This window comes from Selenomonas sp. oral taxon 126 (assembly GCF_001683335.1).
Classification (GTDB): domain Bacteria; phylum Bacillota; class Negativicutes; order Selenomonadales; family Selenomonadaceae; genus Centipeda.
In genome coordinates, this window is sequence record NZ_CP016201.1 from 575,448 (window position 1) to 599,366 (window position 23,919).

Genomic DNA, 23,919 nt, shown 5'->3' on the forward strand with positions numbered 1-23,919 from the left:
TCTTCACGATCCCCCTGCGCCGCGCAATGGTTGTGCACAGCGATCTCGCCTACCCCGAGGGCGTTGCCGCCGCCGAGATCCTGAAGGTCGGCAGCAGGGCGACGGAGGACGGCAAGTCCGAGTCGGGTCTGAAGGAGATCCTCTCGGGCAGCGCTGTTGCGGGCATCATCGCATTCCTCACGAACGGTCTGCAGGTGCTCGGCGGCTCCCTCTCGGCGTGGTTCCACGTCGGGCGCGGCATGACGCAGCTGCCTCTCGGCTACTCCACCGCGCTCGTGGGTGCGGGCTACCTCATCGGCATTGCGAGTGGACTTGCCATGTTGACGGGAGTCGCCATCGCATGGGCGGGGTTCGTCCCCTACTTCACCATGACGGAGGTGCTGCCCGACGGCATGACCCTCCAAAAATTTGCAGGGGCGGTCTATCAGCAGAAGGTGCGCCTCATCGGCGCGGGTGCAATGGGTGTCGCCGCAGTCTGGACGCTCATCACCCTCGCCCGCCCCGTCATTGACGGCGTGAAGGAGTCCATCGCGGGCGCACGCACCGATGATGCGGAAAAGGGTCTGCACCGCATGGACATCGACATGACGATGAAGAGCATCGCATTCGTCTTTATTATCACCGTCATCGGCCTGCTTGCAATCTTCTACGCCTTTGTCAGCCCCGAGCAGATCCCGCCGAGCCAGAAGCTCATCTTCACCGTGGTCGGTGTCAGCGTCGCCGTCCTCATGGGCTTCTTCGTCGCCGCAGCCTGCGCCTACATGGCAGGACTCGTCGGCACGTCCTCGAGTCCGATCTCCGGCATTGGCATCCTCGGCATCATCGTCGCCTCGCTCGTCATGTACTCGCTGTGCGCCTCGTTTGGCATCTTCGAGATGCCCGGTGGTGAGAAGTTCGCGACGGCGACCGCCATCTTTACAACCTCGATCATCCTCGCGATTGCCTGCATCTCGAACGACAATATGCAGGATCTCAAGACGGGCTGGCTCGTCGGTGCAACACCATGGCGTCAGCAGGTCGCGCTCCTCATCGGCTGCGTGGTCGGCGCACTCGTCATTGCCCCCGTGCTGAACCTCCTCTATGAGGCATACGGCTTCCCCGGCGCCATGCCGCGCGCGGGCATGGATCCCGCACAGGCGCTCTCCGCGCCGCAGGCGGTACTCATGACGACGATTGCACAGGGTATTTTCTCCAGCAAGCTCGCGTGGGAGTACATCTACATCGGCATCGGCGTCGGCATTGTCCTCGTCCTCATCGACCTCTTCCTCAAGCGCACGACGCGCAATCTCTGCCTGCCGCCGCTCGCTGTCGGCATGGGCATCTACCTCCCGCCCGTCATCCAGACGCCGCTCATCGTCGGCGCGATCCTCGGCTACCTCCTCAACCGCCACCTGCGCAAGACAGGCGGCACGGAGGCAGAGGCATCGGGTCTCAGGCGCGGCACACTCTTCGCCTCGGGTCTTATCGTCGGCGAGTCCATCGTCGGCGTCCTGCTCGCAGGCGTCATCGTCCTCTCCGTCTCGAACGGCGGCGATGAGAACCCGCTCGCCATGGTCGGCAGCGACTTCGCGGGCACCGCTGAGATGCTCGGACTCATTGTCTTCTTCGGCATCCTCGCCCTCTTCAGCAAGGTGGTACTGAGCGGTAAGAAATCCTCGTAATTGGACGCTATCATGGGGTTGCTGCACGAATCGAACGACTTCGTGCAGCAACCCCATTTATTATGTTCAAAACGCCACAGTTCTGTGATACAATACAGTCACAGATAAACGAATGATAAAGGAGGTTCTATGCCGCAAATACTTCGTACACTCTGCGCCCTGTTCGCACTCCTCTGCCTCGCCTCTGCGGCGCAGGTCAGCGCCGCGCCCGCACCCCCGCTCACACAGGTTGTGCCTGTCGCGCTGCGCGCGGAGGGGACGGTATGGATTCCCGCCGAGGAGGCGTACCCGAATCGTCTGCCCGAGGGCGTCATCTTTCGCGGGGAGCATCTCTACGTGAAGACGCGCTTCATCGGCTACCCCGCGTGGAGTCTGCTGACCTATCGGAGCGGGTCGGAGACAGGGCGCACCCTCTCCTATACCGAGGTCGAACGCAAGCCGCTCACGGACGAGCTGCGCATCATCGTCGGCTATGAGCAGACCGTCATGATCCCCTTTGCAGAGCTGGGGACAGCGGAGTCCGACCTCTGCATTGCGGCTGCGGACGCCGCGAGCAGTGCACCGAGATATGCCTATGTCCGTGGGATACGGACGGAGCGATCACCACAGTGAGGGAAGAGAAATGAATCTAAGGGATGAATTCGAGCGCATGATGCGCATCCAATGCGAGATTGCACTCGCAACGACAACAGACGGGCTGCCGCATGTGCGTATTGTGAATTTCTGCTACGCGCCGGAGGAGCGCCGCATCTACTTCGCCACGCTGCGGGACAACGAAAAGGTCGTTGAACTCGCCGCGAATCCGAACATCGCCTTTACCACCGTGCCCCACAACGACACAATGGAGCACATCCGCGCGCACGGACGTGCGGTGAAGTCCTCCCGCACAATCGCCGACATCACCGACGCCCTTTCCGCAAAGAGTCCGCGCATCCGCGAGATCATCGACGCCATCGGCGATGACCTCGTCGTCTACGAGATCACGCTCACGGAGGCGACCGTGAATCTCTCGGCAAAGTGCCGGGAAAAGATTCGGCTCTAAGTTACGCACAATTTCATCCATTTCACGCCACATTTATTTCTGTTGCATCATTATCATTATCATCTACATTAATTTGTTATTTTGTCTTGAATTTAGCTGAAAATAGGCATATACTAAGGGCATTTCTAAAAATAGAGTTCATCTATTTTGAACGTGACTTCTTTTCTCATGAAAGGAGGACGTTTTTTCCGGGGGTAGCACTTATATATATCAAGGGAGCTGAAGAAAGATGGTAGAATCGTTGAAGGAACAACGAAAAACCGGCCGCGGCATCGGATTCCAAATCAATGCGATGATGGCGTTCGGTGTCGTCCTGATGGTGGCAATCGTGATGGCAGTCGTCGCCTATATGTCATTTGAAGCGCTCATCGAGCGCGGTACGAGCGACAAATTCAACGCCACAGGCAAGATCGGCGCATCCATCGAGGATCAGTACAATTCCACAAAGATGAGTGCGACATGGATGCAGATGCTGATCCGTCAGGAGCTTGAGAATCCGCCGGAGAAGCGCAATCGCGCCTTCATCTTGGACTTTATCAATGCGGCTCTCGAATCCGGTTCGAACCTGGCCGGAGCAGGCGTCGTCTTTGAGCCGAACGCTTTCGACGGCAAGGATGCTGCGATGGCGGGAACAGCGTTCGGGGATTCCTCGGGACGCCTCAACATGTATGTCTCGCGTACGGCGGGACTGAGTGCGCTGACGAATATCGATGAGGGAGATTGGTACAAGGAGCCAAAACGAACGCAGAAGGCGCATCTGTCCGAACCGCAGTTCTATGAGGACAACGGAAAGAAGCTGCTCCTCATCACGCTGAGTTTCCCCATTATGGAGAACGGCAAGTTCCTTGGCACGATCGTCATGAGCATCAACGTCAACAACCTGCAGGATGCCATCGCACAAATCAGTTCGAAAGAGGAGTTCTACACGCTGTTCACGGACAAGGGCACGCTGATCGCGAACGGTCTTGATTCGAGCAGGATCATGAAGAACTACTTCCAAGACTCGAACGTCTCACAGGATACGATCGCACGGATCTTTGACGACAACGAGTTCTCCGAGATCAAGAACTCCAATACCACGGGTGAGAAGTCGATTTTCGTCTTCTCACCACTCCACCTCGAAGGGGTCGATGCGCAGTGGGCACTCATGTCGGTAACCGAGTATGACATCTTCGTCGGCAAGGCGAAACACATGATTCTCATCTGCGTCGGCATCTCGATCCTGTGCACGATTCTGCTCGTCGCACTGCTCTCCCTCTTCATTCACAAGCGGATTGCAGACCCGATCAGTGCACTCTCCGGGATGATCGCGAACTTCGCCCGTCTCGATCTGCGTGCAGAGAACAATACACGCATCCACGAGTTCCTCGAACGCACGGACGAGGTCGGTACGATCGCCCATGAGCTGCGCCGTATGGCGAATGCCCTACGCGAGATGGTCGGCAAGATCAACGGAGCCTCGCAGTCCGTCGCGGCAACGAGCGAGGAGCTGACCGCGACGGCACAGTCCACGGCAGACTCGGCGAACAACGTCGCCTCCGCGATCCACAACATCGCAGATGGCGCGACCAATCAGGCGCAGGAGACGCAGGACGCTGCCCTGCACCTCGAGGAGATCGAGCGCCTTGCCGAGGTCAACGAAAAGGTATTGGAAGACCTCAACGAGGCTGCCGGCAACATCAAATACCGCAAGGACGAGGGCTCCAAGATCCTCAGCGAGCTGATCGAGAAATCGACGGCCACGTCGAAGGCGACCGAGCAGGTCGCACGCGTCGTCGACGAGACGAACCAGAGCGCGGAACGCATCGAGGAAGCCAGCACGATGATCCAGTCCATCTCCGCTCAGACGAACCTGTTGGCACTCAACGCCGCCATCGAAGCGGCACGCGCGGGCGATGCGGGCAAGGGCTTCGCCGTCGTCGCCGAGGAGATTCGCAAGCTCGCCGAGCAGTCCAAGGGATTCACCGACGAGATCAGCGAAATCATCCGCGATCTCAAGGAAAAGTCACAGCAGGCAGTCGACACGATGGACGTGTCCAAGCATCTCGTCGAGGACAGCAAGATCGATCTCGACAAGACAAAGCATCAGTTTGACCGCATCGCAGAGGCGGTCGACGTGACCGACTCCGTTGTAAAACGGCTCAACCAAACGGCAGAGGAGATTGTGAAAAAGAACCACGCCATCTCTCAGGTCGTACAGAATCTTTCCGCCATCGCAGAGGAGAATGCCGCCACGAGCGAGGAGGGCAGCGCCGGTGTCGAGACACAGACGCACGCCCTGCACGACATCGCAGAGGCAAGCGAGGGTCTCGCGGAGATCGCCACCGAGCTGCAGGGCGAGATCGGCAAGTTCAGGGTTTAAGGCCATACAGACAAAAAAAGGGGCTGTTGTACGGAGTCAAAACAACTTCGTGCAACAGCCCCTTTTTGGTGTATAAAAATAGCTCTCGGCGTTTTCAAACACCTAGTTTTGTATGACCTGACTATACCTGAATCCCGCACTCCCTGCGAATCGCGTTCTGCAAGAGCCGAGAGAATTCCGGCAAGCATTTCAATCCCGCCGAATCTTCGGCAGGAGGAACCGCAGGAGGACATACGCGAGGATGCTTCCCGCGCCCGTGGAGAGCAGGAAGGGTACAATGTATACTGTGTAGCTCGCAGGGCTCAGTCCCATGAGGAGGGCGGCGACGGGGTAGGCGGCGAGTGCGCCGAGGAGCCCCGTGCCGATCAGCTCGGCGAGGCAGGTGAGTTCGAGGCGGCGCGTGTAGTAATAGGCGAGCCCCGCGAGGAGTGCGCCGATCATACTGCCGGGGAATGCCATGAGGCTGCCGAGTCCCGCGATGTTCCTGAGGAGGCTCGCGGCGAAGGCGACGCCGACTGCCCACACGGGGCCGAGGAAGACGGCGGCGAGGATGTTGACGAGGTGCTGCACGGGGGCGCAGCGGCTCCCGAGCACGGGGAAGCTAAAGAGGCCGCCGAGAACGGCGACGGCGACGAGGATGCCGGCGAGTGTGAGTTTGCGTGTGCGGGTGTCAAGCACGATGTTCTCCTTCGATGAATTCACTCTTTAGGTCAAAGCCGTGCGCGAGGGGGCCGCTGCCCGCACCGAGGTCGAGACCCGCTGCGAGGGCGCCCGAGAGGTATGCCTTGGCGCGTTCGACGGCTCTGTCGAGCGTCATGCCGCGCGCGAGGTTGGATGCGATTGCACTTGAGAGGGTGCAGCCCGTGCCGTGGGTGTTCGTGGTCGCAATGCGCCGCCCCTCAAACCAACGCGCACCCGCCCCATCGACGAGCAGATCATTCGCATCGTCGACGCTGTGCCCGCCCTTCATGAGGACAGCGCTGTGCGTGCGCTCATAGATGCGCGCCGCCGCAGCTGTCATCGCCGTGCGGTCTGTAATCGCCATATCGGCGAGCACCTCCGCCTCGGGGATATTCGGTGTGATAACCGTCGCACGCGGCAGGAGCAGCTCCACCAGTGCCGCCACAGCATCCTCGCTGATGAGACGCGCGCCACTGGTCGCCACCATGACAGGATCGACGACGACGTTCTTTGCCCCGTATTCATCCAGTTTCTCCGCAATGACACGGATCAGTGCCGCGTCCGCGACCATGCCGATCTTCACGGCGTCGGGCGGGATGTCGGTGAATACGGCGTCGAGCTGCGCCGCGAGGAAGGCGGGCGGGACGGCGAGGATGTCGGTGACGCCCGTCGTGTTCTGCGCCGTTAGGGCGGTGAGTGCGCTCATGCCGTAAACGCCGTGCGCCGTCATGGTCTTCAGATCCGCCTGAATGCCCGCGCCACCGCTCGAATCACTGCCCGCAATCGTGAGTGCGGTATACATTTTCATCATGTTCCCTCCTCAGAGTTTCTTGATTCTGCTGTGTGCTGCAAGTTCTTCGTCCGTCATGCAGTAAATGCTGTCGATGATCCGCGTGCGGTACGTGGCATTGCCCTCATGTGCGCCCATGCAGCTCCATGCAAGCTCCCCCGCGACGCCCATGAGTGCGACCGTCTCGGTCACGGCTGCGAGAGCCTCATCGGGCGCTGTGGCAAGTGCCGCCGCAAGGAGTGCCGAGAGCTGACAGCCCGTGCCTGTGACCCGCCCCATCTCCGCGCGTCCATTGCGCACGACGTAGCAGTCCCGCCCGTCCGTCACGAGGTCGATTGCACCTGTGACAGCGACAAGCGCGCCCGTGCGTGCTGCAAAGGCGCGCAGAAAGTCCGCCGACGCCGCAAGATTCTCCTCGGTGACGGCATCCGCCGCATCTGCATCAACGCCCGAGGTTGTGCCCGTGCCGACGGCGAGCGTCCGAATCTCGGAGATATTGCCGCGAATCACAGTCGGGCGCACCTCATCGAGGAGGCGGAGGGCGGTCTCAGTGCGGAGCACACTCGCACCCGCGCCCACGGGATCGAGCACGACGGGATGCCCAAGGACACGCGCACGTACTCCTGCGAGGAGCATGCTCGGGATGGTGCGCGCGTTCAGCGTGCCGATGTTGAGGCAGAGTCCCGCAGCAAGCGCTGTGATCTCCTCCGTCTCGGCGGGATCGTCCGCCATAACGGGGCGCGCGCCGATGGCGAGCAGGACGTTTGCAACGTCGTTGACGGTGACATAGTTCGTAATGCAGTGGATAAGGGGCGCTTTGCGCCGTATCTCGGCGAGGATGGAGGTGTTCATTACGCTTTCCTTTCAAATATGCGATGTGCCAGCAGCGCAAGCACAAGCGTGACCGCCATGGTCGGCAGGGTGCTCCCAACGGGCGTGTCGAGGATCATGAGATAGCGATAGCAGAGGAAGCCGACGAACCAGACGGCGAGGTTGACCGCGTGGACGGAGCGCCCCGCCGCATCCTCGCGCAGGATGAAGTAGCTTGCAATCTGCACGGCAATCATGGGCGCGAAGACGGAGCCGATGATGTAGAGGAAGCCCGTGATGTCGTCCATCGGATAGAGCGACGCCGCAACCGCGCCGAAGACGGTCACGCCGACGCCGACCGCGCGCCCCGAGATGCCGCGCACGATGCTCTCGCTCGAGACACCCGCCGAGTACGCATCGAGATAGGTGGTCGTGACCGTGGAGAGGATGACGACGGCGAGCCCCGCAACACCAAGCCCCGCGTGGAGCATGATCTGCGCGATGTCCGACTCACCCGTGAGAATTGCCGCGCCCATGCCGATGAAGTACATCCAGCAGCTAATCAGCCCGTAGACAACTGCACTGACGGCGGCAGCTGCGGCGGGCTTCTCCGCCTCGCGCGTATAGTCCGAGATGAGCGGCAGCCACGAGAGCGGCATTGCAATCGACAGCTCGAGCGCCATCGCAAAGCTCATCACCTCTCCCGCAGCGGAGCTCTCCGCCGCGCCCGAGCCTCCCATGATGACGGAGCAGAGGAGCACGGTGAGCAAAAACAGCCCCGTCATGGCGACGGCGTTCACGCGCTCGATGCGCAGGATGCCGATCCGAATCCAAACGATAATCAGAGCGCCGATTACGAGACACCAGATCCAATGCGACAGCTCCATCACACTGCCCGCCGCGAGCGCGCCGTCATAGATCATGATGCTCGTCCAGCCGATGAGCTGCAGCACGTTCAATGCCGCAAAGAGCAGCCCCCCGCGCGCGCCGAACGCCATTTTGACCGTCTCCATTGCACTGCGCCGCGTCCGCGCACCGATCAGCCCTGCGAGAAAGAGCAGCGCACAGCCGATGATGTGACCGACAACGATTGCAATGCCGCCGTCGCGAAAGCCGAGCGGCGCAAAGAATGTGCCTGTCAAAATCTCCGCGAGCGAGACGCCCGCGCCAAACCAGATGAGCGCATTCGCGCCGAGTCCTGTCCTCTTTTCCATAATGAATCTCCTTGCACGATACAGGTAATTTTATGTAGGTGCCCCCCTAAGCGTTCGCGCGGGGGACGCCTACGTAATGTTAATGCAAAAACGCGGCTATGCCAATGACATAGCCGCGCTGCGTGCGTGTTTCCCTACGTTGGCATTATCCAAATCAGGTTATGGGTCGGGGCGCATTGCCCCCTCTCAGCCGCCGCATGGCAGCTCCCCTTATGAAATTTTTACAGCTCTTACTGTGCGCTCATCGACAGCTCGATGAACTTGTTGCCGAGCTTCGCCTTCTGCAGGACTTCCTCGGTGATGTCCGCGCCCGCCTCGACGATGACAACGCCGTTGTCCATCTTGATCGTGCGCGATGCCTTCTTGCCGAGCAGGAAGCGGCGGTGACGATCCTCGTTCACGCGCTCCGCACTCTTGTCCTCAGCAGGCGCTGCAGGTGCAGCCTCCTCGACAACTGGTGCCGGCTCCGGTGCCGCCTCTACGGGCGCGGGCTCCGCCACGGGAATCTCGACCGGTGCTTCCTCAGCGACCGGCTCCGGCGCAGCCTCCACCACAGGCTCCTCCACCACGGGCGTCGGGGCGGCGGGTGCCGCCTCTACCACGGGCGCAGACTCCTCGACAACGGAAGCCTCGGGGGCAGGTGCTGCCTCCTCGACAGGCATCTCCGCGACGGGCGCAGCCTCAGCAACCGGCTCAACCGCAGCCTCTTCGACTGCGGGCGCTGTCACAGCGGATGCTGCCGGTGCAGCCGCTGCGTCAGATTTTTTTCCGGCATCGCCCTCCGGGGAGATGACCGTGACTTCCTTACCAAAGATCGAGACCTGATCTGCCGTTACCTCGGACGTAGCCCCCTCGGGCGCCATAATCTCGCATTTCTCGATGCTGCCGTCCTCTCCGATGAAGATCTCGGAGATCGTGCCCTGAATCACACCCGAGCGCGTGATCGCCTTCGTGCCGATGACGCGGATATTGTCGTCGAGCAGCGTCTCAAAATCGCCCGCCGCATCGAGCGTCAGGATATTCTCGCTGTTGTTGATCGTGACGGCATCCTCGCCGACCGCAATGACATTGTCGTAGGGAATGAGCTTGACCCCGCGATACCAGTCCTCGTCCTCAATCGTGATCGCCGCCACAACGCGGTTCGGCGCATCGATGAGCAGCGTCTTGCTCATGCCGAGCTCGCGCCCCTCGGTGATACTGATGACGGGAAGTCCGAGAATGTCAACGCTTTTCTTCATGTGTATTCCTCCATTTTACTGGGGGAAGCACTGATAAATTCAGCGATTCCCCAAATGTCAGATGTTAAGCCCCTCTGCGCGCCGATCTGCCTCGGCGAGAATCTCCTTTGGAACATCGCCAAAGGGGAGCGTGGGTGTCCCCTGCGCTGTGAGCATATAAGAAACGACGGTCAGGGCTCTGCGGGAGCGTTCAAACTCCTGCACCATGACGGCGTTCTTTGCAATGAGTGGGAGCGCCAGTGCCTCATCAAAGAGGGCGAGCGCTGCATCGTAGTCTCCAAGCCGCTTGTAGAGCGTGGAGAGCTCGATGATGAGATACGGCATATAGGAGTCCTCGGGGTAGCGCGCAAGCGCCCGCCGATACGCCGCAATGGCACGCAGCGGCACATCCGCCGCAGCCTCGTACGCCATATCGAGCAGCGCGTCCAGACTCTCGGGCAGCTCCTCCTCCGCGTACACCTGTGCAGATGCCGATGCCAAAGGCTCCGCCTCCTGCACCGCAGCGCTCAGCTCCGTCACCACGGCGATCGCGGGACGCGCCACAGGCTCTACGGGCAGCGCTGTCTCCTCCGTCGCCGCATAGGCGGGCGGGGCATCGTCCGCACAGTCCACCGCCCGGACCTCCGCCGGCAGCGCACTCTCCTCCGCTGCGGATTTCTCCGCACGACGCCGACGCGCCGTCAGGAAATAATTGTAGAGCGTCACCACGACGCCTGCCCCTGCAATCAGCCCACCAAGCTGCACATAGTACATCTGCGTCAGCGGCGGCCGCAGGGCAATCATCCCGGCAACGACAACAACGCCCATGAGCGCGGCAAGCACGAGCGAGGACAGGCGAATATCAGACTGCAACATCCCCGCCTCCTCCTCATCGGATCATCACGCGCACCCATAGGTATTCTAAGACTCTTTCGACACGAATGCGATATTTCCTGCCTCTCCGAGGAAATATTAAAAAATCGTAGATTATTTTTTCCAAAAGTTTTTCATTTCTGCCCTTTTTTCATTTCTCGTTTTAATGTATAATTATGTTACGAATAATTACTTTATTTAGACAAGTGAGATCATGGACACTGGAAAACGATTGCGAGAGTTGCGCGAGGCAAGAGGCTTATCGCAAGAAGAAGTAGCAAAAGCTATAGGAGTAGGGCGTGTCACATATCTAAAATATGAGAATGGTGAAAACCGCCCCGTTCGAAAGCTAAAAGAATTATCTTCCTTCGCGCCGCCCTCATCGCAGAAAAAGAGGCTGCATTAGCCTCCTCCTCTACCGCCGCCGCAAAAAGGGCATAAAAAAAGACCGCTCCTAGGGCGGCTCTTGCTATCTAATAACTTTTAAGGCATAATATAGGAAGGAGGAAGCGATGCACCCGATTTACTTTTACCGTGACAAACAGGGACGGCGTCCTGTTGTAGAGTATCTTGATAAACTCGCCGCACGGAGTGACAAGGACAGCCGTATCAAACTCAACAAAATAAATGACTACATCGAAGCTCTAATCCGCGAAGGGACACGTCTCGGAAAACCATACGTCAAGCATATTGGCGGCGACCTGTGGGAACTGCACCCTCTGCGTGACCGCATCTTCTTTGTCGCGTGGCACGAGGGCAGTTTTGTTCTCCTCCATCATTTCATGAAGAAGACAGTGAAAACACCGCCACGGGAAATCGAACAAGCAAAGAGAGAGCTTAAAGAACTGATAGAAGGGGGAAGCCATCATGCAGAATAACAGTGCTATTGGCGAATCTTGGGAGGAAGTCCGTAGCCGCATCTTCACGCCCGAGGAGATTGCAGAAAGCGACCTGCGCGTCGCACTCATCGGCGAACTGATCCGCGCACGACAGGATCGCGGTATCACACAGAAACAGCTTGAGGAGATGAGCGGTGTCACGCAGCCCGTCATTGCCCGCCTTGAGCGCGGCACAACCAGCCCCAACATCTCCACACTCACAAAACTCCTTGCCCCACTCGGGAAGAAGCTCGCAATCGTCCCGATGTGAAGGTCGAATGGTTCAACCCCCCTCAATTTCGACGGGGGTTAGAAAAGCAATTTACAAAAAGCGCAAAATGCAACGTGTAAGAATCCTCACATTGAAGCTGCCATTTATTACAAAGGCGATAAACAACGGACAAAGTCATTGAACGCCTGCATAAAGGAAGTGTTCACAAACGACAAAGATCCTCTACGAATCAATCTTGAAAAAATTATCGACCTGTGCAATACAAGCACACATTACGCATGATACGGACGAGATGAAGAAGGAGACGGCGCGCATTTTCGGGGAAGTTGTAGGCAAATGATTCTGTAGACAAATCTCCCGTAAAAATCTGCCCTTTATATAGGTAAAGGGCTTATTGAAAAGCCTCTCATTTTATAGTATAATATCTGTGACATTCATTCGCATGCGCATGAGCAATACGCGCGGGCGGGGGAAATATAGGATAAATCAACTATTCGGATGGGAGAGGTTCACATGACGCAGGAAACAGTTATGATCGAGAACAAGACGGGCATTCATGCGCGTCCCGCATCGGTGTTCGTCCAGACGGCGACCAAGTTCAAGTCCAAGATCCAGATCGAGGCAAAGGGCAAGAAGGTTGACGCCAAGAGCATTCTCATGCTGATGAGCATGGGTCTCGTCAAGGGCACGGAGCTCACCATCATTGCCGAGGGCGAGGATGAGGCGGCAGCCGTGAAGGAGCTGGCGGATCTCGTCAACTCGAAGTTCGGCGAAGAGTAATCCATAACGATAGGAGGACGCCCGAGGTCTGGCAATATCTGTCTGCCTCGCGGCGTTTTTTCATAGGAGACGCTGATCGCACGGACGCGTGGATGGGTGCGGTGCAGATCGGCTTCTTTCAATAGGGAGGGTGTTGGATATGGCGGAAACAATCCGTGGAAAAGGCGTCATCTCCGGGATCGCCGTCGGCAAGGTCATGCTCGCAGGGCAGAACCTCGACGGCTATCTTGCGGCGTATAAGCCCGGCTCGGTCGCAGAGGAGCAGGGCAAGGCGGAGGCGGCGCTCGTCGCTGTCACCGAGATCCTGCTCGCGACCATCGAACGTCTGCGGAAGGAAGAGCAGGCGGAGCAGGCCGCGATCCTCGAGGCGCACCGCATGATGGTGCAGGATCCGATGATGGCGGAGAATATCAAGGGCAAGATCGAGGCAACGGGCAGCGCCCCGCAGGGCATCCTCGATGCGGCGAACGAGCAGGCGCAGCTCTTCGAGCAGATGGAGGATGAGTACTTCGCCGCGCGCGCGGTCGATCTGCGCGATGTTGGCAAGCGCATCGCAAAATACGTTCTCGGCGTCAAGGAGCCCGAGATCGGCTCGGGTCAGGTCATCCTCTGCGGCGAGGAAATCGAACCGTCCGTCGTGGCGGGTATGCCGACGGAGCAGATCGCGGGGGTTATCCTCGGCTCGGGCAGCGCAACGAGTCACGTCGTCATCATCGCAAAGGCGCGTGCAATTCCGACCGTCCTCGGCATCGGCGACAAGATCAATCTCATTCAGGACGGCGACGAGCTGATCCTCGACGGCAGCCGCGGCGACATCATCATCCGCCCGACCGAGACGGAGCGTGCCCTCTATCAGGGCAAGATCGAGGAGCAAAAGAAACTCGCAGCACACTACGCCGCGCTCAAGGATCTCCCGGCTGTGACGAAGGATGGCGTCCGCATCGAGCTCACGGCGAATATCGGCACGCATATGGACGTGGACAACGCGCTCACGTACGGTGCGGAGGGCGTCGGACTGTTCCGCTCCGAGTTCGTCTTCATGGGCTCAACCACGATTCCGACGGAGGAGGACCAGTTCAAGGCATACCGTGCCGCCGTCGAGAAATGCGGCGGTCACATCTGCGTCATCCGCACGATGGACATCGGCGGAGACAAGCCCCTGCCCTACCTCAACATCGACCCCGAGGAGAATCCGTTCCTCGGCTACCGCGCACTCCGTATCAGCCTCGACCGTCACGACCTCTTCCTCCCGCAGATCAAGGCGATCCTGCGCGCCGGCCTCTACGGAAAGGCGGCGATGATGGTGCCAATGGTCATCAGCGTCAGCGAGATCCAGCGCGTGCTGAAGCTCGTCGAGCAGGCAAAGGTGGAGCTCGCGCACGAGGGCAAGGAATACTCCGACGACGTGCAGATCGGCATCATGGTCGAGACGCCCGCCGCCGCCGTCGTCTCCCCGCTCCTCTCGCAGTACGTTGATTTCTTCAGCATCGGCACGAACGACCTCATCCAGTACACGCTCGCGGTTGACCGCGGCAACGCACAGATTGCAAATCTCTACAACCCGTTCAACCCCGCCGTCCTCCGCCTCATCCAGCGCACGATCCAGAGCGCACGCGAGCGCGGCATCTGGGCGGGCATGTGCGGCGAGATGGCGAGCGACCCGTACGCCGCCGTCATCCTCCTCGGCATGGGCATCACGGAGCTCTCCATGAGCGCACCGAGCATCCCGCGCGTCAAGGAGATGATCCGCTCCGTCACCTCGACACAGGCAAAGGAACTCCTCGCCGATGTCATGAAGATGGAGCACGGCGTCGAGATCCGCGCGTATCTCCACAAGATGCTCGAGGGCTCGGACGCAAGCGCAGGACTCTGATTTTTTTGGGGTGCCCCTACCGTCACGCTGCGCGTGCCACCTCCCCCGCTGTGGCCGGGGAGGCTAATATGCCGTAATCCTCAGCCTCCCCCGTAGGGTACGGGGGAGGGGGACCGCGTGAGCGGTGGAAGGGGAGCCTTGAACGGCAAGGCATCACATACAACAGCATAGCAAATGGGGTGTTGTACGAAGTCAAAAGCCTTCATACAGCACCCCATTTTCATTATGTGAGGAAACATGAAACTATCCATCGACACCGCCGCCTGCGTCTCCTGCGGCATGTGCGCGGAGCGGCTGCCCGCCGTCTTCCGCATCGATCGCGCCGCGCGCAGCGCCGCCCTCGTGCGCCAGCCGCAGCCCTCCGAACAGGACGACGCACTTGAGGCGGCGGAGGACTGCCCTGCGGGCGCAATTATTTCAAAGACGCGCTGATAAATTCACCGCTTCCTCATCTTTTCCGTGGCAAATCCGAGATTCTGTGATAAAATAATGGAATCGCTGATAAAATGAAGTCCGTCAGATTTGCGCAGATTTTTTCGTCCGAACGAGGAAGCAAACCGGACGCATAGCAAGGGCTATGTGGAGGATTTGCTGACAAAGTTCGGGCAAAAAAGATGCGCTAAGATGGCGCGGCTGAATTTATCAGTGCTTCCAATATATGTACTTTTCGACTGTCGTTTCTGGATGCGGTGCAGCCGCTGGGGGGAATCTGCAATGACGGAATTGAAGTTGGAGTCGTTCGGTGCCATGCCGAATGGGGAGCGAATTGATCTCTACACGCTCACGAATGAGCGCGGCACACGGGTCGCCATCACGACCTACGGCGCGCGCCTCGTAAAGTTCGAGCGCATGGTGAACGGCGCGCCGCTCGACATTGTGCTCGGCTATGAGACGGGCGAGGACTATGCCGCCGACACCGCCTCGATGGGTGCCGTTGTTGGGCGGCATGCGAACCGCATTGCGGGCGGGCGCGTCACGATCGCGGGGCGTCCCTATCTGCTCGAGCAGAATACGGGCTCGAAGAAACAGAACCACATCCACGGCGGCTCGACGGGGCTGCACTACCACCTCTGGACGGCGGAGATCGTGGACGGCGGCGTGGAGTTCACGACCATCAGCCCCGACGGCGAGTGCGGCTATCCCGGTAATTTCGAGGCAAAGGTCGCCTATCGTCTCACGGACGACGATGCGCTCCGTATCTCCTACCGCGCCGTCAGCGACGCGGACACAATCTGCAATCTGACGAATCACGCCTACTTCAACCTCGAAGGGGCGACTGCAGAGAGCGTGCTCGACCACGAGGCGGAGATCTACGCGGACGAGTTCACATGGGCGGATGCGGAGTCCCTGCCCGACGGGCGCATCCTCACGGTGTTCGGCACGCCGATGGACTTCACGGCGCCGCACCGCATCGGCGAACGCATCGACGCGGACTACGACCAGCTGCAGATGGCGGGCGGCTACGATCACAACTGGGTGCTGCGCGGCGACATCGCGCCCGAGCCGTATTCGCATCTCAAAAAGGCGGCACGCGTCACCTCCGCAAAGACGGGGCTTGCCCTCTCCTGCTACACGACGCAGGTCGGCATGCAGTTCTACACGGGCAACGCCCTCGCAAAGAAACCTCTCATCGGCAAGGGCGGCAAGGCGTTCCCACGGCGCGGCGGCTTCTGCCTCGAGACGCAGTTCTTCCCGAACGCACCCGCAAATCCCGCATTCCCGCAGCCCGAGCTGCGCATGGGCGAGGTCTGGGAGGCGGAGACTGTCTACAAACTGGATGATCTGTAAATGATAAAAGAGTGCTGTATTTCCTGCGGATTGGAATACGCACTCTTTTTGCATTAAGACCTCATCCTATCTATAGAAATAGATTATAGCAAAGCAAGTTTTTTCAATCACTCATTTATCCGAAATCGCTAGACATTTCTATGAAAGAAGCGTAAGATAATAGCTATCAGCGAGTTCAGCTCACAAAAATTAAGGGAGGATTGACTAAATGAATATTCATGAGTACCAGTCCAAGCAGGTTCTGCGCGAATTCGGCGTGAACGTGCCGAACGGTCTGCCGGCGTTCACCGTCGACGAGGCAGTCGCAAACGCGGAGAAGCTTGGCTCCCCCGTTATCGTCGTGAAGGCACAGATCCACGCGGGCGGCCGCGGCAAGGCGGGCGGCGTCAAGATCGCAAAAAATAAAGAGGAAGTCCGCGCCTACGCGCAGGAGCTCCTCGGCAAGACCCTCGTCACGCATCAGACCGGCCCCGAAGGCAAGGTCGTCGGACGCCTCCTCATCGAGGAAGGCTCGAAGATCAAGAAGGAATTCTACCTCTCCTTTGTCGTCGACCGTCAGACGGCGAGCATCGTCATGATGGGCTCCGAGGAGGGCGGCGTCGAGATCGAGAAGGTCGCCGCCGAGACCCCCGAGAAGATCATCAAGGAGTACATCGACCCCGTCATCGGACTCGCGCCGTTCCAGGCAACGCGCATGGCATACGCCATCAACATCCCGGGACCCGCAGTCCGCAAGGCGGCGGCGCTCATGCAGGGACTCTATGCGGCGTTCATCGGCAAGGACTGCTCGCAGGTCGAGATCAACCCGCTCGTCGTCACCGAGGACGACGATGTCATCGCGCTCGATGCGAAGCTGAACTTCGACGACAGCGCGCTCTTCCGCCACCCCGACATCGCAGAACTCCGCGATGAGACCGAGGAGGATCCAAAGGAGCGCGAGGCTGCTGCTGCGGGGCTGAACTACGTCAACCTCGGCGGCGATGTCGCGTGCATGGTCAATGGCGCAGGACTTGCGATGGCGACCGTCGACATCATCAAGCACTATGGCGGCGAGCCGGCGAACTTCCTCGATGTCGGCGGCGACTCCGAGCCCGAGAAGATCGCAAAGGCGTTCAACATCATGCTCGAGGGCGGCCAGGCAAAGGGCATCTTCGTCAACATCTTCGGCGGCATCAACCGCTGTGACAACATCGCGAACGGCATCATCGAGGCGGCAAAGATCATCTCCACCGATGGGAAGTCCCTCCCTGTTCCCGTCGTCGTGCGCCTCGAGGGCACGAAGGTCGAAGAAGGCCGCGAGATCCTGAAGAACACGCCGATCGCCAACGTCTTCCCCGCGCCCACAATGGAGGGCGGCGCAGAGCAGATCGTCAAACTCGTTGCCGCGGCAAAAGCCTGATCGAAAGGGAGGTCATACAATGTCAGTTCTGATTGATAAAGATACCAAGGTCATCGTACAGGGCATCACGGGCAAGGCTGCCATGTTCCACACGAAGCAGATGCTCGACTACGGCGCGAAGATCGTCGGCGGCGTCACCCCCGGCAAGGCAGGTCAGCAGGTCGAGGGCGTGCCCGTATTCAACACCGTTGCGGACGCTGTGAAGGCGACGGGCGCAACCGCCTCCGTTGTCTACGTCCCCGCACGCTTTGCGGCGGACTCCATTCTCGAGGCGGTCGATGCGGAACTCGACCTCGTCGTCTGCATCACGGAGCACATCCCCGTGCTCGACATGGTGAAGGTACGCCGCTATATGCAGGGCAAGAAGACGCGCCTCGTCGGCCCGAACTGCCCCGGACTCCTCACCTCCGGCCAGTCGAAGCTCGGCATCACGCCCGGCTCCGTCAGCAAGCCCGGCCACGTCGGACTCATCTCGCGCTCCGGAACGCTCACCTATGAGGCGGCATTCCAGCTCACGAACGCGGGCATCGGCCAGACGACCACCGTCGGCATCGGCGGCGACCCCGTCAAGGGCACGGACTTCATCGACGCGCTTCAGCTTTTCAAGGACGACCCTGACACCTACGCCGTCCTCATCATCGGCGAGATCGGCGGCACGGCTGAGGAAGACGCTGCAAAGTGGATTCAGGAGAACATGAAGGATAAGCCGGTCTCGGCGTTCATCGCCGGCCGTCAGGCGCCTCCGGGCAAGCGCATGGGGCACGCAGGCGCGATCATCTCCGGCGGCAAGGGCACGGCAGCGGACAAGGTTGCAGCCCTCAACGCGGCGGGCATCCCCGTCGCCGACACCGTCGCCCACATCGGCGAGACCATGGTCAAGCTCCTCAAGGAGAAGGGTCTCTACGACAAGTGCCACACCTGCTGAGGTAAATATTTCAGACACGGACGCCCCCGCAATGCGGGGGCGTTTTTGTATGCGCTTTATACGGCTGCTGCACCTTGCGTCGGGTTCTGCACAGCGCGCTGCTGCTCCTCTGCTCCATAGACACGACCAATTCCCATCGCAAGAAAAGAATTTACCAGACTGTTCAAGCTGACACCATCCTGCTCCGCTATTTTTATGAGTGCAGTGTGAATGCTCCGTGGCACGCGTGTCGTAAACTTCCCACTGGGTGCCTCGTCCGTATACAGTTTCGGCGCAGGTATGTCGCGCCCCTCTGCCTTTGCCGTTTCAATCCACGAGGCAATCGCATTCGAAATATTCCGCAGCGCCTCCGTCTTCGTTTCGCCATCCGCAATACAGCCCGGAAGCTCAAAAACCTCCGCCAAAAACCCGCCGCCATCCTCTTTGGACAATGCGGAAAGTGTAACCTGATAGGCATCAACATCTGCCATGACACACACCCCTTACTTCTCCACGACACGTTTATACAGTGCCAGCGCTCTTTTTACATAGATTGCCTTCAGTGGGCGATGTTTTCCTCTGGAATCTACCGTTAAGATCTCTTGCAGCTTCCCATGCGAAAAGGTATAGTGATCGCCTTTCCCCTTTCGGCAAGTGAATCCTCCAACCTTCGTCATCAGCTTTTCCAGCTCATCAAACGTAAGGAATCGCTGATAAAATGAAGTCCGTCAGATTGGTGCAGAATTTTTGTCCTGCCAAGGAAACAAACCGGACGCATAGCAAAGGCTATGTGGAGGATTTGTTGACACAGGCAGGGCGAAAAGGATGCGCCAAGATGATTGGGCTGAATTTATCAGTGCTTCCGCAACATCCGCAGGGGTATTTTCTATCTTTTGAAGTAGTTTTTCATAATGCCCCGTCGACATCACCCGCTCTTCCTAACACCATATATGATACCACTTTTTCCAATCTTGTAAATAAGGAAAAACGCAACTTTTTGCAAAAAACTTTGCAAACCTGTCATTTATGACAGTTACAAAAAATTCAAAAGTATGCTACAGTAATATTATTACAGGATAAGCTGCACGTGAAAGGGTGTGGAAGATATGAACGGTGACAGATCTGTGCGCGGCGTCCTCGCGCTCATTCTTGTACTCACGATACTTCTATGGAGCGGCACGCAGACAGAGGCTGCCACAAGCAGGCTGCTCGGCGGAACGTCCGTTGCGGCAGAGGAACTGCTCGCAAAACCCGCGCAGAGGGAGTACATCGTCGACACGGCGGGCATGATCTCGGCAGAAGATGCCGCGCAGATCACAGCGATTGGCACAGAGCTGCGCACAAAGACGAAGGCGGAGATTGTCGTCGTCACCGTATCGACGCTCGGCGGTGCGGACATCGAAGGCTATGCGAACGAGCTGTTTCGCAGCTGGGGCATCGGCAACGCGCAGATGAATAACGGCGTTCTCCTGCTGATTGCAAAGGACGACCGCGCCTTCCGCATCGAGGTCGGCTATGGTCTCGAGGGCGCCATCACGGACGGCTATGCGGGCAGCGTGCTCGACGCGATGAAGGGGGAGTTCCGCAAGGAGAACTACTCCCCCGCGATCCTCACGGCGTATATCACGCTCGCGCAAAAGGCAGCTGCGGAGTACGGCGTGGCACTGGAGAGCCTTGGCGCGGCACTCGGTATCCCCGCAAAACCCGCACATCTCGGCGCGGTGGCAGACTTTGGCGAAATGCTGATGCCGGAGGACGCGACGGCGATCGAGCAGATGGGCGGCGATCTCACGAACGCGACGGGCGCGCAGATGATTGTTGTCACCATGCCGACGCTGAGGGGTGTGGATGCAGGGCGGTTTGCGCAGCAGCTCTTTATCGACTGGCAGCTGAAGGACGCGGCACACGGGAACACGGCGCTGCTCTTTATTGCAAAGGAAGAACGCGAGATTTTCTTTCTGTTCGGGTCTGCCCTGACCGAGATGGAGCAGGAGCACGACACGACCTACGCCGTCAACCGCATCCGCTCCGAATTCCCCTTTGACAAGGATGATATTTCCGAGGAGATCCGAAAGGGCTATGCCACCGTCGCCGCAAGGCTGTGCGAGAAGGCTCATGTCGCCGTGCCGGACTCCATCGACGAGGGCTGCAGTGAGCCCTTCTACGTCTATATCTTTGGCATCCTCATTGCGATCCCGCTCATCGGACTGCTTCTCTATGTCGTGGGCCACGCATTCGGGCTTGCGTTCCTCTCGCTGTCCGCCCTGCTGAACCTCCTCTCCTCGGGCAGATACGGTCACATGCCTTCCGGCGGTGGTGGCGGCACCTATGACGATGATGATGACCGCCCCACCTATCACGGCGGTGGCTCCTCGGGCGGCGGCAGCTACGGCGGCGGCTCCTCGGGCGGCGGCGGCGCATCGGGGAATTGGTAGGAGTGAAGCCCGCAACGCCTTTAGCTTCCCCCGTCGAAACGGGGGAAGTGGCGCGCAGCGCCGATAGGGGCGCCGGTGGGATGGGTGACTTTCTACCGTCAGAAGCGCCCCTTCCACCGCAAGCGGTCCCCCTTCCCCGCTGTGGCGGGGCAGGCTAAGGTTTTTGAAAGGAAGTTACACCATGAACAACAAGGGCTCTATGACCGTCGGGGTCATCATCACCATCGTCGTCATCCTCATCGCCCTCGGCGGCTTCATCTCTCTCTATAACGGGCTGAAGGAGGCAGAGATCCGCGTCGACGCCTCCTACGGACAGGTCGAGAACCAGATGCAGCGGCGCAGCGACCTCATCCCGAATCTCGTGAACACGGTCAAGGGCTATGACGTACACGAAAAGACCATCATCGAGGAGGTTGTAAACGCACGTACGAAACTCGCGGGCGCACAGGGCGTGGAGCAGATGGATGCAGCGAACGCGGAGCTGACGGGCGCACTCGGTCGTCTCTTTGCCATCGCAGAGGCCTATCCCGACCTCAAGGCAAACACGCAGTACCTCGAACTCATGCGCGAGCTGTCGGGCTCTGAGAACCGCATCGCCGTCGCACGCCGCGACTACAACGAGGCAGTGCGCGAGTACAACGTGCGCATCTCGACCTTCCCCGGCATGTTCCTCGCAGGCTTCATGAACATGACGCAAAAGCCCCAGTTCAAGGCAAAGGAGAGCGCGGACGCCGTGCCCGAGGTGAAGTTCTAACCGAAAAGTACGGGACGATGGTCTGTAAACAGAGATAAAGGAGGCACACCATGAAGATTTCGCTCAAGAAAACAATCGTCGCGGTACTCTCCCTTCTCATGCTCACGGCGGCATCCGCTTCTGCCACATCCTCCACCGCACAGCACATCACGTCGCCTGCGGCAGCAAAGAAGCAGCTGAACGCCATCGCCAAGGCGGAAAAGCTCTGGAGAAGCGAGTTCATCATGTGCGGGGATGACGACAATACACCGCAGCCACATCTGCGGTCCTTCGACCCCACTCGCACGTATTTTGCCGTCACCGATCTCGACGGCAACGGTCGGCTGGAGCTGCTCTTCCGCCATGCTGCCATGACCAGCGTGGAGGAGGGCATCACCCCCTATCCCTTCCGCACCATCCCCACAGCGTTCGCCATGGCGGTCTACGAGATCGGCACAGACGGCCGACTCGCACGCCTCCCCGAGACGGAGAACGGCTACGGCGCACCCGATCTGACCGGGCTGGCGCTCAATGTGATCGACAGCGACAATACGCGTTGGTACAACATGAGCACGAGCACCATCACGAGGGACGAGCACAATCACTACAGCTATACCGTCGCCTATCAGCGGTTCGCCATTGCAAACGGTGTGGTGCGCTGTGAGCTGTGCGCGGAGGAAAACGGCTATTACAACGTTTATGACATCGACCGCGTCGAGGCAGTTCCCTCCTCCGCATATATTTACGACGGCGACCCCGCCCATCTAGGGATGCGTCATGAAGATTTCGTACAGAGCCCATTTTATCGGTATTTTACGCACATCTACACGCCGTCCTGTGCCGTATACTGGATGGGCGCTGATGAGCTGAGCCGCAATCCACGCGAAGCCCTTGCTGCCTCGTGGGCTGGTTTTTTCTACGGTGTCATTGACGGCAAGGGATAAAGATTTTTCACGAAAGGGGTACGGCAATGACATTCATTTCACTCAAAAAAACCATTCTCGCAGCACTTGCCGCGCTCTCGTTGACGGCATCTGCCGCCCCCGCTCCCGCCGCAGCTGCGCCGAGCCCTGAGGCACAGCTGCAGATGATCGCGGAGGCAGAGCCACTCTGGAAGGACGAGTTCGTCGCGCGCTGGGACGAGGGGCAGACACCGCATCCCTACCTCATGCGCTTCAACCGCCGTCTGACGCACATCGCCGTCACCGACCTCGACCACAACGGCAGGCTTGAGCTATTGTTTCGCCATGCGATGACGCTGATGGATATATCCGGCCCCCATGCGGCGGGTGTTGTGGATATCCCGATCGATATCAGCCTGTCCGCCTACGAGATCTCTGCGGACGGACGGCTCGAACGCCTCCGCGCAGAGAACGGCTACGATTGGCCCGATCTGATGAACCTCCAACCCCTCAGTGAGATTGACGAGCACGGCACGCGCTGGCATCATGTCCGCACCGTGACCGTCTCCCGGGGCAGCTGCTTCACGGACAATGATCCTTCATACTCCTATACAGCGTCCTATCAGCGCGTCGCCCTCGACCATGGAACGCTGCGCTGTCAGCTGCTCGCCGTGGAAAAAGGCAGCTATCAGGACGTGGACAGCCCCTCCACCTGCAGGAAAATCCACGTCTCCGCCAGTGTCTTTGACGGCGATCCCGCCCATACAAATATGAGTGGACGGCAATTTCAGCAGACCGATCTGTATCAGACCTTTGACGAGGCACTCCTGCCGGCAAGCTCTATCCGCTGGGTGAGCGGCGACGAGCTCAACCGCGATCCACACGAAGCCCTTGCTGCCTCGTGGGCAGGCTTTGTCTACGGCGCATTGGAAGGAGCAAAAGGATGAACGCATGGAAAAAAACCATCATCACGGCACTTGCCGCATTCTCGCTGACAGCATCTGCCTCCGCCGCCCCCGCAGTGATCGACACCGAAGCACAGCTCGATGTCATGGCGGCATCGGGTGTGATACAGGAGGAAATCAATACCCTCTACCACACATGGGACAGCATCCTAAAGAGCGGCATGGCGGAGCGCAGTCACTATACCTTCTACGCCGCTGTCACCGATCTCGACCACGACGGGCGGCTCGAGCTTCTCATCAGTCGGCACTTCCTGAACAGGGATCCGCTCTACTATGCGGGGGACAGCATCTCAGAGGAGCAGAAAAAGGGGCTCCAACACCTCTGCGACAACTATCCGAGCGAGGTCTACGGCGCGGCATACGAGATCAGTAAGGACGGA

At 59.2% G+C, this 23,919-nt stretch carries 26 protein-coding genes, 2 pseudogenes and 1 riboswitch; of the genes and pseudogenes, 21 read left to right on the forward strand and 7 right to left on the reverse strand.

What is annotated here, in order from left to right; translation table 11 throughout:
• The 4 genes from AXF19_RS02415 to AXF19_RS02430 form a co-directional block, all read left to right on the forward strand.
• Positions 1 to 1,661: OPT family oligopeptide transporter (locus AXF19_RS02415; RefSeq protein ID WP_237141663.1), on the forward strand; the 1,661-nt coding region annotated here is incomplete at its 5' end.
• Positions 1,662 to 1,790: 129 nt separating this feature from the next.
• Positions 1,791 to 2,273 (forward strand): hypothetical protein, encoded by a 483-nt coding sequence (locus AXF19_RS02420; protein ID WP_066844562.1) that lies wholly within the window; start codon positions 1,791 to 1,793, stop codon positions 2,271 to 2,273.
• A gap of 10 nt (positions 2,274 to 2,283) precedes the next feature.
• Positions 2,284 to 2,703: a pyridoxamine 5'-phosphate oxidase family protein gene (locus AXF19_RS02425; RefSeq protein WP_066844565.1), complete on the forward strand. Its 420-nt coding sequence runs from the start codon at positions 2,284 to 2,286 to the stop codon at positions 2,701 to 2,703.
• Positions 2,704 to 2,932: 229 nt separating this feature from the next.
• Positions 2,933 to 5,065: a methyl-accepting chemotaxis protein gene (locus tag AXF19_RS02430; protein WP_066844568.1), complete on the forward strand. Its 2,133-nt coding sequence runs from the start codon at positions 2,933 to 2,935 to the stop codon at positions 5,063 to 5,065.
• Positions 5,066 to 5,254: 189 nt separating this feature from the next.
• On the opposite strand, the gene thiW is transcribed toward AXF19_RS02430, so the two are convergent.
• The 6 genes from thiW to AXF19_RS02460 all read right to left on the reverse strand — a co-directional run bounded on the left by thiW (position 5,255) and on the right by AXF19_RS02460 (position 10,650).
• Positions 5,255 to 5,743, reverse strand: coding sequence for an energy coupling factor transporter S component ThiW (gene thiW / locus AXF19_RS02435; protein WP_066844569.1), 489 nt, complete (start codon positions 5,741 to 5,743; stop codon positions 5,255 to 5,257).
• A complete protein-coding gene (gene thiD, locus AXF19_RS02440) occupies positions 5,736 to 6,557 on the reverse strand; it encodes a bifunctional hydroxymethylpyrimidine kinase/phosphomethylpyrimidine kinase (protein WP_066844571.1) in 822 nt (273 codons plus the stop codon). The genes thiW and thiD overlap by 8 nt, the downstream gene beginning before the upstream one ends.
• Positions 6,558 to 6,566: 9 nt before the next feature.
• Positions 6,567 to 7,388, reverse strand: a complete 822-nt coding sequence (gene thiM, locus AXF19_RS02445) for a hydroxyethylthiazole kinase (protein ID WP_066844574.1) — start codon at positions 7,386 to 7,388, stop codon at positions 6,567 to 6,569.
• Positions 7,388 to 8,560: a putative hydroxymethylpyrimidine transporter CytX gene (gene cytX / locus AXF19_RS02450; RefSeq protein WP_172837348.1), complete on the reverse strand. Its 1,173-nt coding sequence runs from the start codon at positions 8,558 to 8,560 to the stop codon at positions 7,388 to 7,390. Before cytX ends, thiM begins: the two co-directional genes overlap by 1 nt.
• Positions 8,561 to 8,674: 114 nt before the next feature.
• Positions 8,675 to 8,781, reverse strand: a riboswitch (TPP riboswitch).
• Between the two features lie 9 nt (positions 8,782 to 8,790).
• Positions 8,791 to 9,798, reverse strand: a complete 1,008-nt coding sequence (locus AXF19_RS02455; protein WP_066844581.1) for a PRC-barrel domain-containing protein — start codon at positions 9,796 to 9,798, stop codon at positions 8,791 to 8,793.
• Between the two features lie 57 nt (positions 9,799 to 9,855).
• Positions 9,856 to 10,650 carry a conjugal transfer protein TraD gene (locus tag AXF19_RS02460; RefSeq protein ID WP_066849965.1) on the reverse strand — a complete coding sequence of 265 codons (795 nt, stop codon included), beginning with the start codon at positions 10,648 to 10,650 and terminating at the stop codon, positions 9,856 to 9,858.
• A gap of 214 nt (positions 10,651 to 10,864) precedes the next feature.
• On the opposite strand from AXF19_RS02460, the gene AXF19_RS13380 reads away from it, so the two are divergent.
• From AXF19_RS13380 to sucD, 11 genes and pseudogenes are all read left to right on the forward strand, one after another.
• The gene (locus AXF19_RS13380) at positions 10,865 to 11,056 is read left to right on the forward strand and encodes a helix-turn-helix transcriptional regulator (RefSeq protein ID WP_084784740.1); all 192 of its coding nucleotides are present in this window, start codon (positions 10,865 to 10,867) and stop codon (positions 11,054 to 11,056) included.
• A 106-nt stretch (positions 11,057 to 11,162) separates the two neighbouring features.
• Positions 11,163 to 11,528: a type II toxin-antitoxin system RelE/ParE family toxin gene (locus AXF19_RS02465; protein WP_066844583.1), complete on the forward strand. Its 366-nt coding sequence runs from the start codon at positions 11,163 to 11,165 to the stop codon at positions 11,526 to 11,528.
• On the forward strand, positions 11,518 to 11,799 hold the full coding sequence (locus AXF19_RS02470; RefSeq protein ID WP_066844586.1) for a helix-turn-helix domain-containing protein: 282 nt from the start codon (positions 11,518 to 11,520) through the stop codon (positions 11,797 to 11,799). Before AXF19_RS02465 ends, AXF19_RS02470 begins: the two co-directional genes overlap by 11 nt.
• A gap of 102 nt (positions 11,800 to 11,901) precedes the next feature.
• Entirely contained in the window at positions 11,902 to 12,042 is a 141-nt protein-coding gene (locus tag AXF19_RS13385) for a DUF3644 domain-containing protein (RefSeq protein ID WP_335674942.1), read from the forward strand.
• A gap of 231 nt (positions 12,043 to 12,273) precedes the next feature.
• The gene (locus tag AXF19_RS02475; RefSeq protein WP_006696600.1) at positions 12,274 to 12,540 is read left to right on the forward strand and encodes an HPr family phosphocarrier protein; all 267 of its coding nucleotides are present in this window, start codon (positions 12,274 to 12,276) and stop codon (positions 12,538 to 12,540) included.
• Positions 12,541 to 12,679: 139 nt separating this feature from the next.
• A complete protein-coding gene (gene ptsP / locus AXF19_RS02480; RefSeq protein WP_066844589.1) occupies positions 12,680 to 14,413 on the forward strand; it encodes a phosphoenolpyruvate--protein phosphotransferase in 1,734 nt (577 codons plus the stop codon).
• A 237-nt stretch (positions 14,414 to 14,650) separates the two neighbouring features.
• On the forward strand, positions 14,651 to 14,845 hold the full coding sequence (locus AXF19_RS02485; protein ID WP_066844592.1) for a ferredoxin: 195 nt from the start codon (positions 14,651 to 14,653) through the stop codon (positions 14,843 to 14,845).
• A gap of 90 nt (positions 14,846 to 14,935) precedes the next feature.
• Positions 14,936 to 15,067: pseudogene (locus AXF19_RS15945) on the forward strand (secretion protein HlyD); the annotation flags it as partial.
• Between the two features lie 60 nt (positions 15,068 to 15,127).
• A complete protein-coding gene (locus AXF19_RS02490) occupies positions 15,128 to 16,201 on the forward strand; it encodes an aldose epimerase family protein (protein WP_066844599.1) in 1,074 nt (357 codons plus the stop codon).
• 208 nt (positions 16,202 to 16,409) lie between these two features.
• Positions 16,410 to 17,600 (forward strand): ADP-forming succinate--CoA ligase subunit beta, encoded by a 1,191-nt coding sequence (gene sucC, locus AXF19_RS02495; protein ID WP_066844602.1) that lies wholly within the window; start codon positions 16,410 to 16,412, stop codon positions 17,598 to 17,600.
• Between the two features lie 19 nt (positions 17,601 to 17,619).
• Positions 17,620 to 18,525, forward strand: coding sequence for a succinate--CoA ligase subunit alpha (gene sucD, locus AXF19_RS02500; RefSeq protein ID WP_009441456.1), 906 nt, complete (start codon positions 17,620 to 17,622; stop codon positions 18,523 to 18,525).
• Positions 18,526 to 18,581: 56 nt separating this feature from the next.
• Here sucD and AXF19_RS02505 read toward each other — a convergent pair whose 3' ends face one another.
• Positions 18,582 to 18,995, reverse strand: a complete 414-nt coding sequence (locus tag AXF19_RS02505; protein ID WP_066844605.1) for a type II toxin-antitoxin system HicB family antitoxin — start codon at positions 18,993 to 18,995, stop codon at positions 18,582 to 18,584.
• Between the two features lie 242 nt (positions 18,996 to 19,237).
• Here AXF19_RS02505 and AXF19_RS14515 point away from each other — a divergent pair, with 242 nt between their 5' ends.
• The 6 genes and pseudogenes from AXF19_RS14515 to AXF19_RS14980 form a co-directional block, all read left to right on the forward strand.
• Complete coding sequence (locus tag AXF19_RS14515) at positions 19,238 to 19,534, forward strand: hypothetical protein (protein ID WP_216634994.1); 297 nt, start codon at positions 19,238 to 19,240, stop codon at positions 19,532 to 19,534.
• Positions 19,535 to 19,610: 76 nt separating this feature from the next.
• Complete coding sequence (locus AXF19_RS02510; RefSeq protein WP_066844608.1) at positions 19,611 to 20,939, forward strand: TPM domain-containing protein; 1,329 nt, start codon at positions 19,611 to 19,613, stop codon at positions 20,937 to 20,939.
• Positions 20,940 to 21,120: 181 nt separating this feature from the next.
• On the forward strand, positions 21,121 to 21,693 hold the full coding sequence (locus tag AXF19_RS02515) for a LemA family protein (RefSeq protein WP_084784743.1): 573 nt from the start codon (positions 21,121 to 21,123) through the stop codon (positions 21,691 to 21,693).
• Positions 21,694 to 21,743: 50 nt separating this feature from the next.
• Positions 21,744 to 22,616, forward strand: coding sequence for a hypothetical protein (locus tag AXF19_RS02520; RefSeq protein WP_066844612.1), 873 nt, complete (start codon positions 21,744 to 21,746; stop codon positions 22,614 to 22,616).
• Positions 22,617 to 22,642: 26 nt separating this feature from the next.
• Positions 22,643 to 23,521, forward strand: coding sequence for a hypothetical protein (locus tag AXF19_RS02525; RefSeq protein WP_066844615.1), 879 nt, complete (start codon positions 22,643 to 22,645; stop codon positions 23,519 to 23,521).
• Positions 23,518 to 23,919 (forward strand): annotated as a pseudogene (locus tag AXF19_RS14980) (hypothetical protein); the annotation flags it as partial. The gene AXF19_RS02525 and the pseudogene AXF19_RS14980, both read left to right, overlap by 4 nt.

What these genes read in the sequence shown, in the direction of transcription:
- thiM (WP_066844574.1), bottom strand. Translation starts at nt 7,388, where the DNA reads ATGAACACCTCCATCCTCGCCGAGATACGGCGCAAAGCGCCCCTTATC.
- cytX (WP_172837348.1), bottom strand. Translation starts at nt 8,560, where the DNA reads ATGGAAAAGAGGACAGGACTCGGCGCGAATGCGCTCATCTGGTTTGGC.
- AXF19_RS02525 (WP_066844615.1), top strand. Translation starts at nt 22,643, where the DNA reads ATGACATTCATTTCACTCAAAAAAACCATTCTCGCAGCACTTGCCGCG.
- AXF19_RS02520 (WP_066844612.1), top strand. Translation starts at nt 21,744, where the DNA reads ATGAAGATTTCGCTCAAGAAAACAATCGTCGCGGTACTCTCCCTTCTC.
- thiD (WP_066844571.1), bottom strand. Translation starts at nt 6,557, where the DNA reads ATGATGAAAATGTATACCGCACTCACGATTGCGGGCAGTGATTCGAGC.
- AXF19_RS02420 (WP_066844562.1), top strand. Translation starts at nt 1,791, where the DNA reads ATGCCGCAAATACTTCGTACACTCTGCGCCCTGTTCGCACTCCTCTGC.
- sucD (WP_009441456.1), top strand. Translation starts at nt 17,620, where the DNA reads ATGTCAGTTCTGATTGATAAAGATACCAAGGTCATCGTACAGGGCATC.
- AXF19_RS02425 (WP_066844565.1), top strand. Translation starts at nt 2,284, where the DNA reads ATGAATCTAAGGGATGAATTCGAGCGCATGATGCGCATCCAATGCGAG.
- AXF19_RS02470 (WP_066844586.1), top strand. Translation starts at nt 11,518, where the DNA reads ATGCAGAATAACAGTGCTATTGGCGAATCTTGGGAGGAAGTCCGTAGC.
- AXF19_RS02510 (WP_066844608.1), top strand. Translation starts at nt 19,611, where the DNA reads ATGAACGGTGACAGATCTGTGCGCGGCGTCCTCGCGCTCATTCTTGTA.
- AXF19_RS02455 (WP_066844581.1), bottom strand. Translation starts at nt 9,798, where the DNA reads ATGAAGAAAAGCGTTGACATTCTCGGACTTCCCGTCATCAGTATCACC.
- AXF19_RS02515 (WP_084784743.1), top strand. Translation starts at nt 21,121, where the DNA reads ATGAACAACAAGGGCTCTATGACCGTCGGGGTCATCATCACCATCGTC.
- sucC (WP_066844602.1), top strand. Translation starts at nt 16,410, where the DNA reads ATGAATATTCATGAGTACCAGTCCAAGCAGGTTCTGCGCGAATTCGGC.
- AXF19_RS02465 (WP_066844583.1), top strand. Translation starts at nt 11,163, where the DNA reads ATGCACCCGATTTACTTTTACCGTGACAAACAGGGACGGCGTCCTGTT.
- AXF19_RS02490 (WP_066844599.1), top strand. Translation starts at nt 15,128, where the DNA reads ATGACGGAATTGAAGTTGGAGTCGTTCGGTGCCATGCCGAATGGGGAG.
- AXF19_RS02430 (WP_066844568.1), top strand. Translation starts at nt 2,933, where the DNA reads ATGGTAGAATCGTTGAAGGAACAACGAAAAACCGGCCGCGGCATCGGA.
- AXF19_RS13380 (WP_084784740.1), top strand. Translation starts at nt 10,865, where the DNA reads ATGGACACTGGAAAACGATTGCGAGAGTTGCGCGAGGCAAGAGGCTTA.
- ptsP (WP_066844589.1), top strand. Translation starts at nt 12,680, where the DNA reads ATGGCGGAAACAATCCGTGGAAAAGGCGTCATCTCCGGGATCGCCGTC.
- AXF19_RS02485 (WP_066844592.1), top strand. Translation starts at nt 14,651, where the DNA reads ATGAAACTATCCATCGACACCGCCGCCTGCGTCTCCTGCGGCATGTGC.
- AXF19_RS02475 (WP_006696600.1), top strand. Translation starts at nt 12,274, where the DNA reads ATGACGCAGGAAACAGTTATGATCGAGAACAAGACGGGCATTCATGCG.
- AXF19_RS02505 (WP_066844605.1), bottom strand. Translation starts at nt 18,995, where the DNA reads ATGGCAGATGTTGATGCCTATCAGGTTACACTTTCCGCATTGTCCAAA.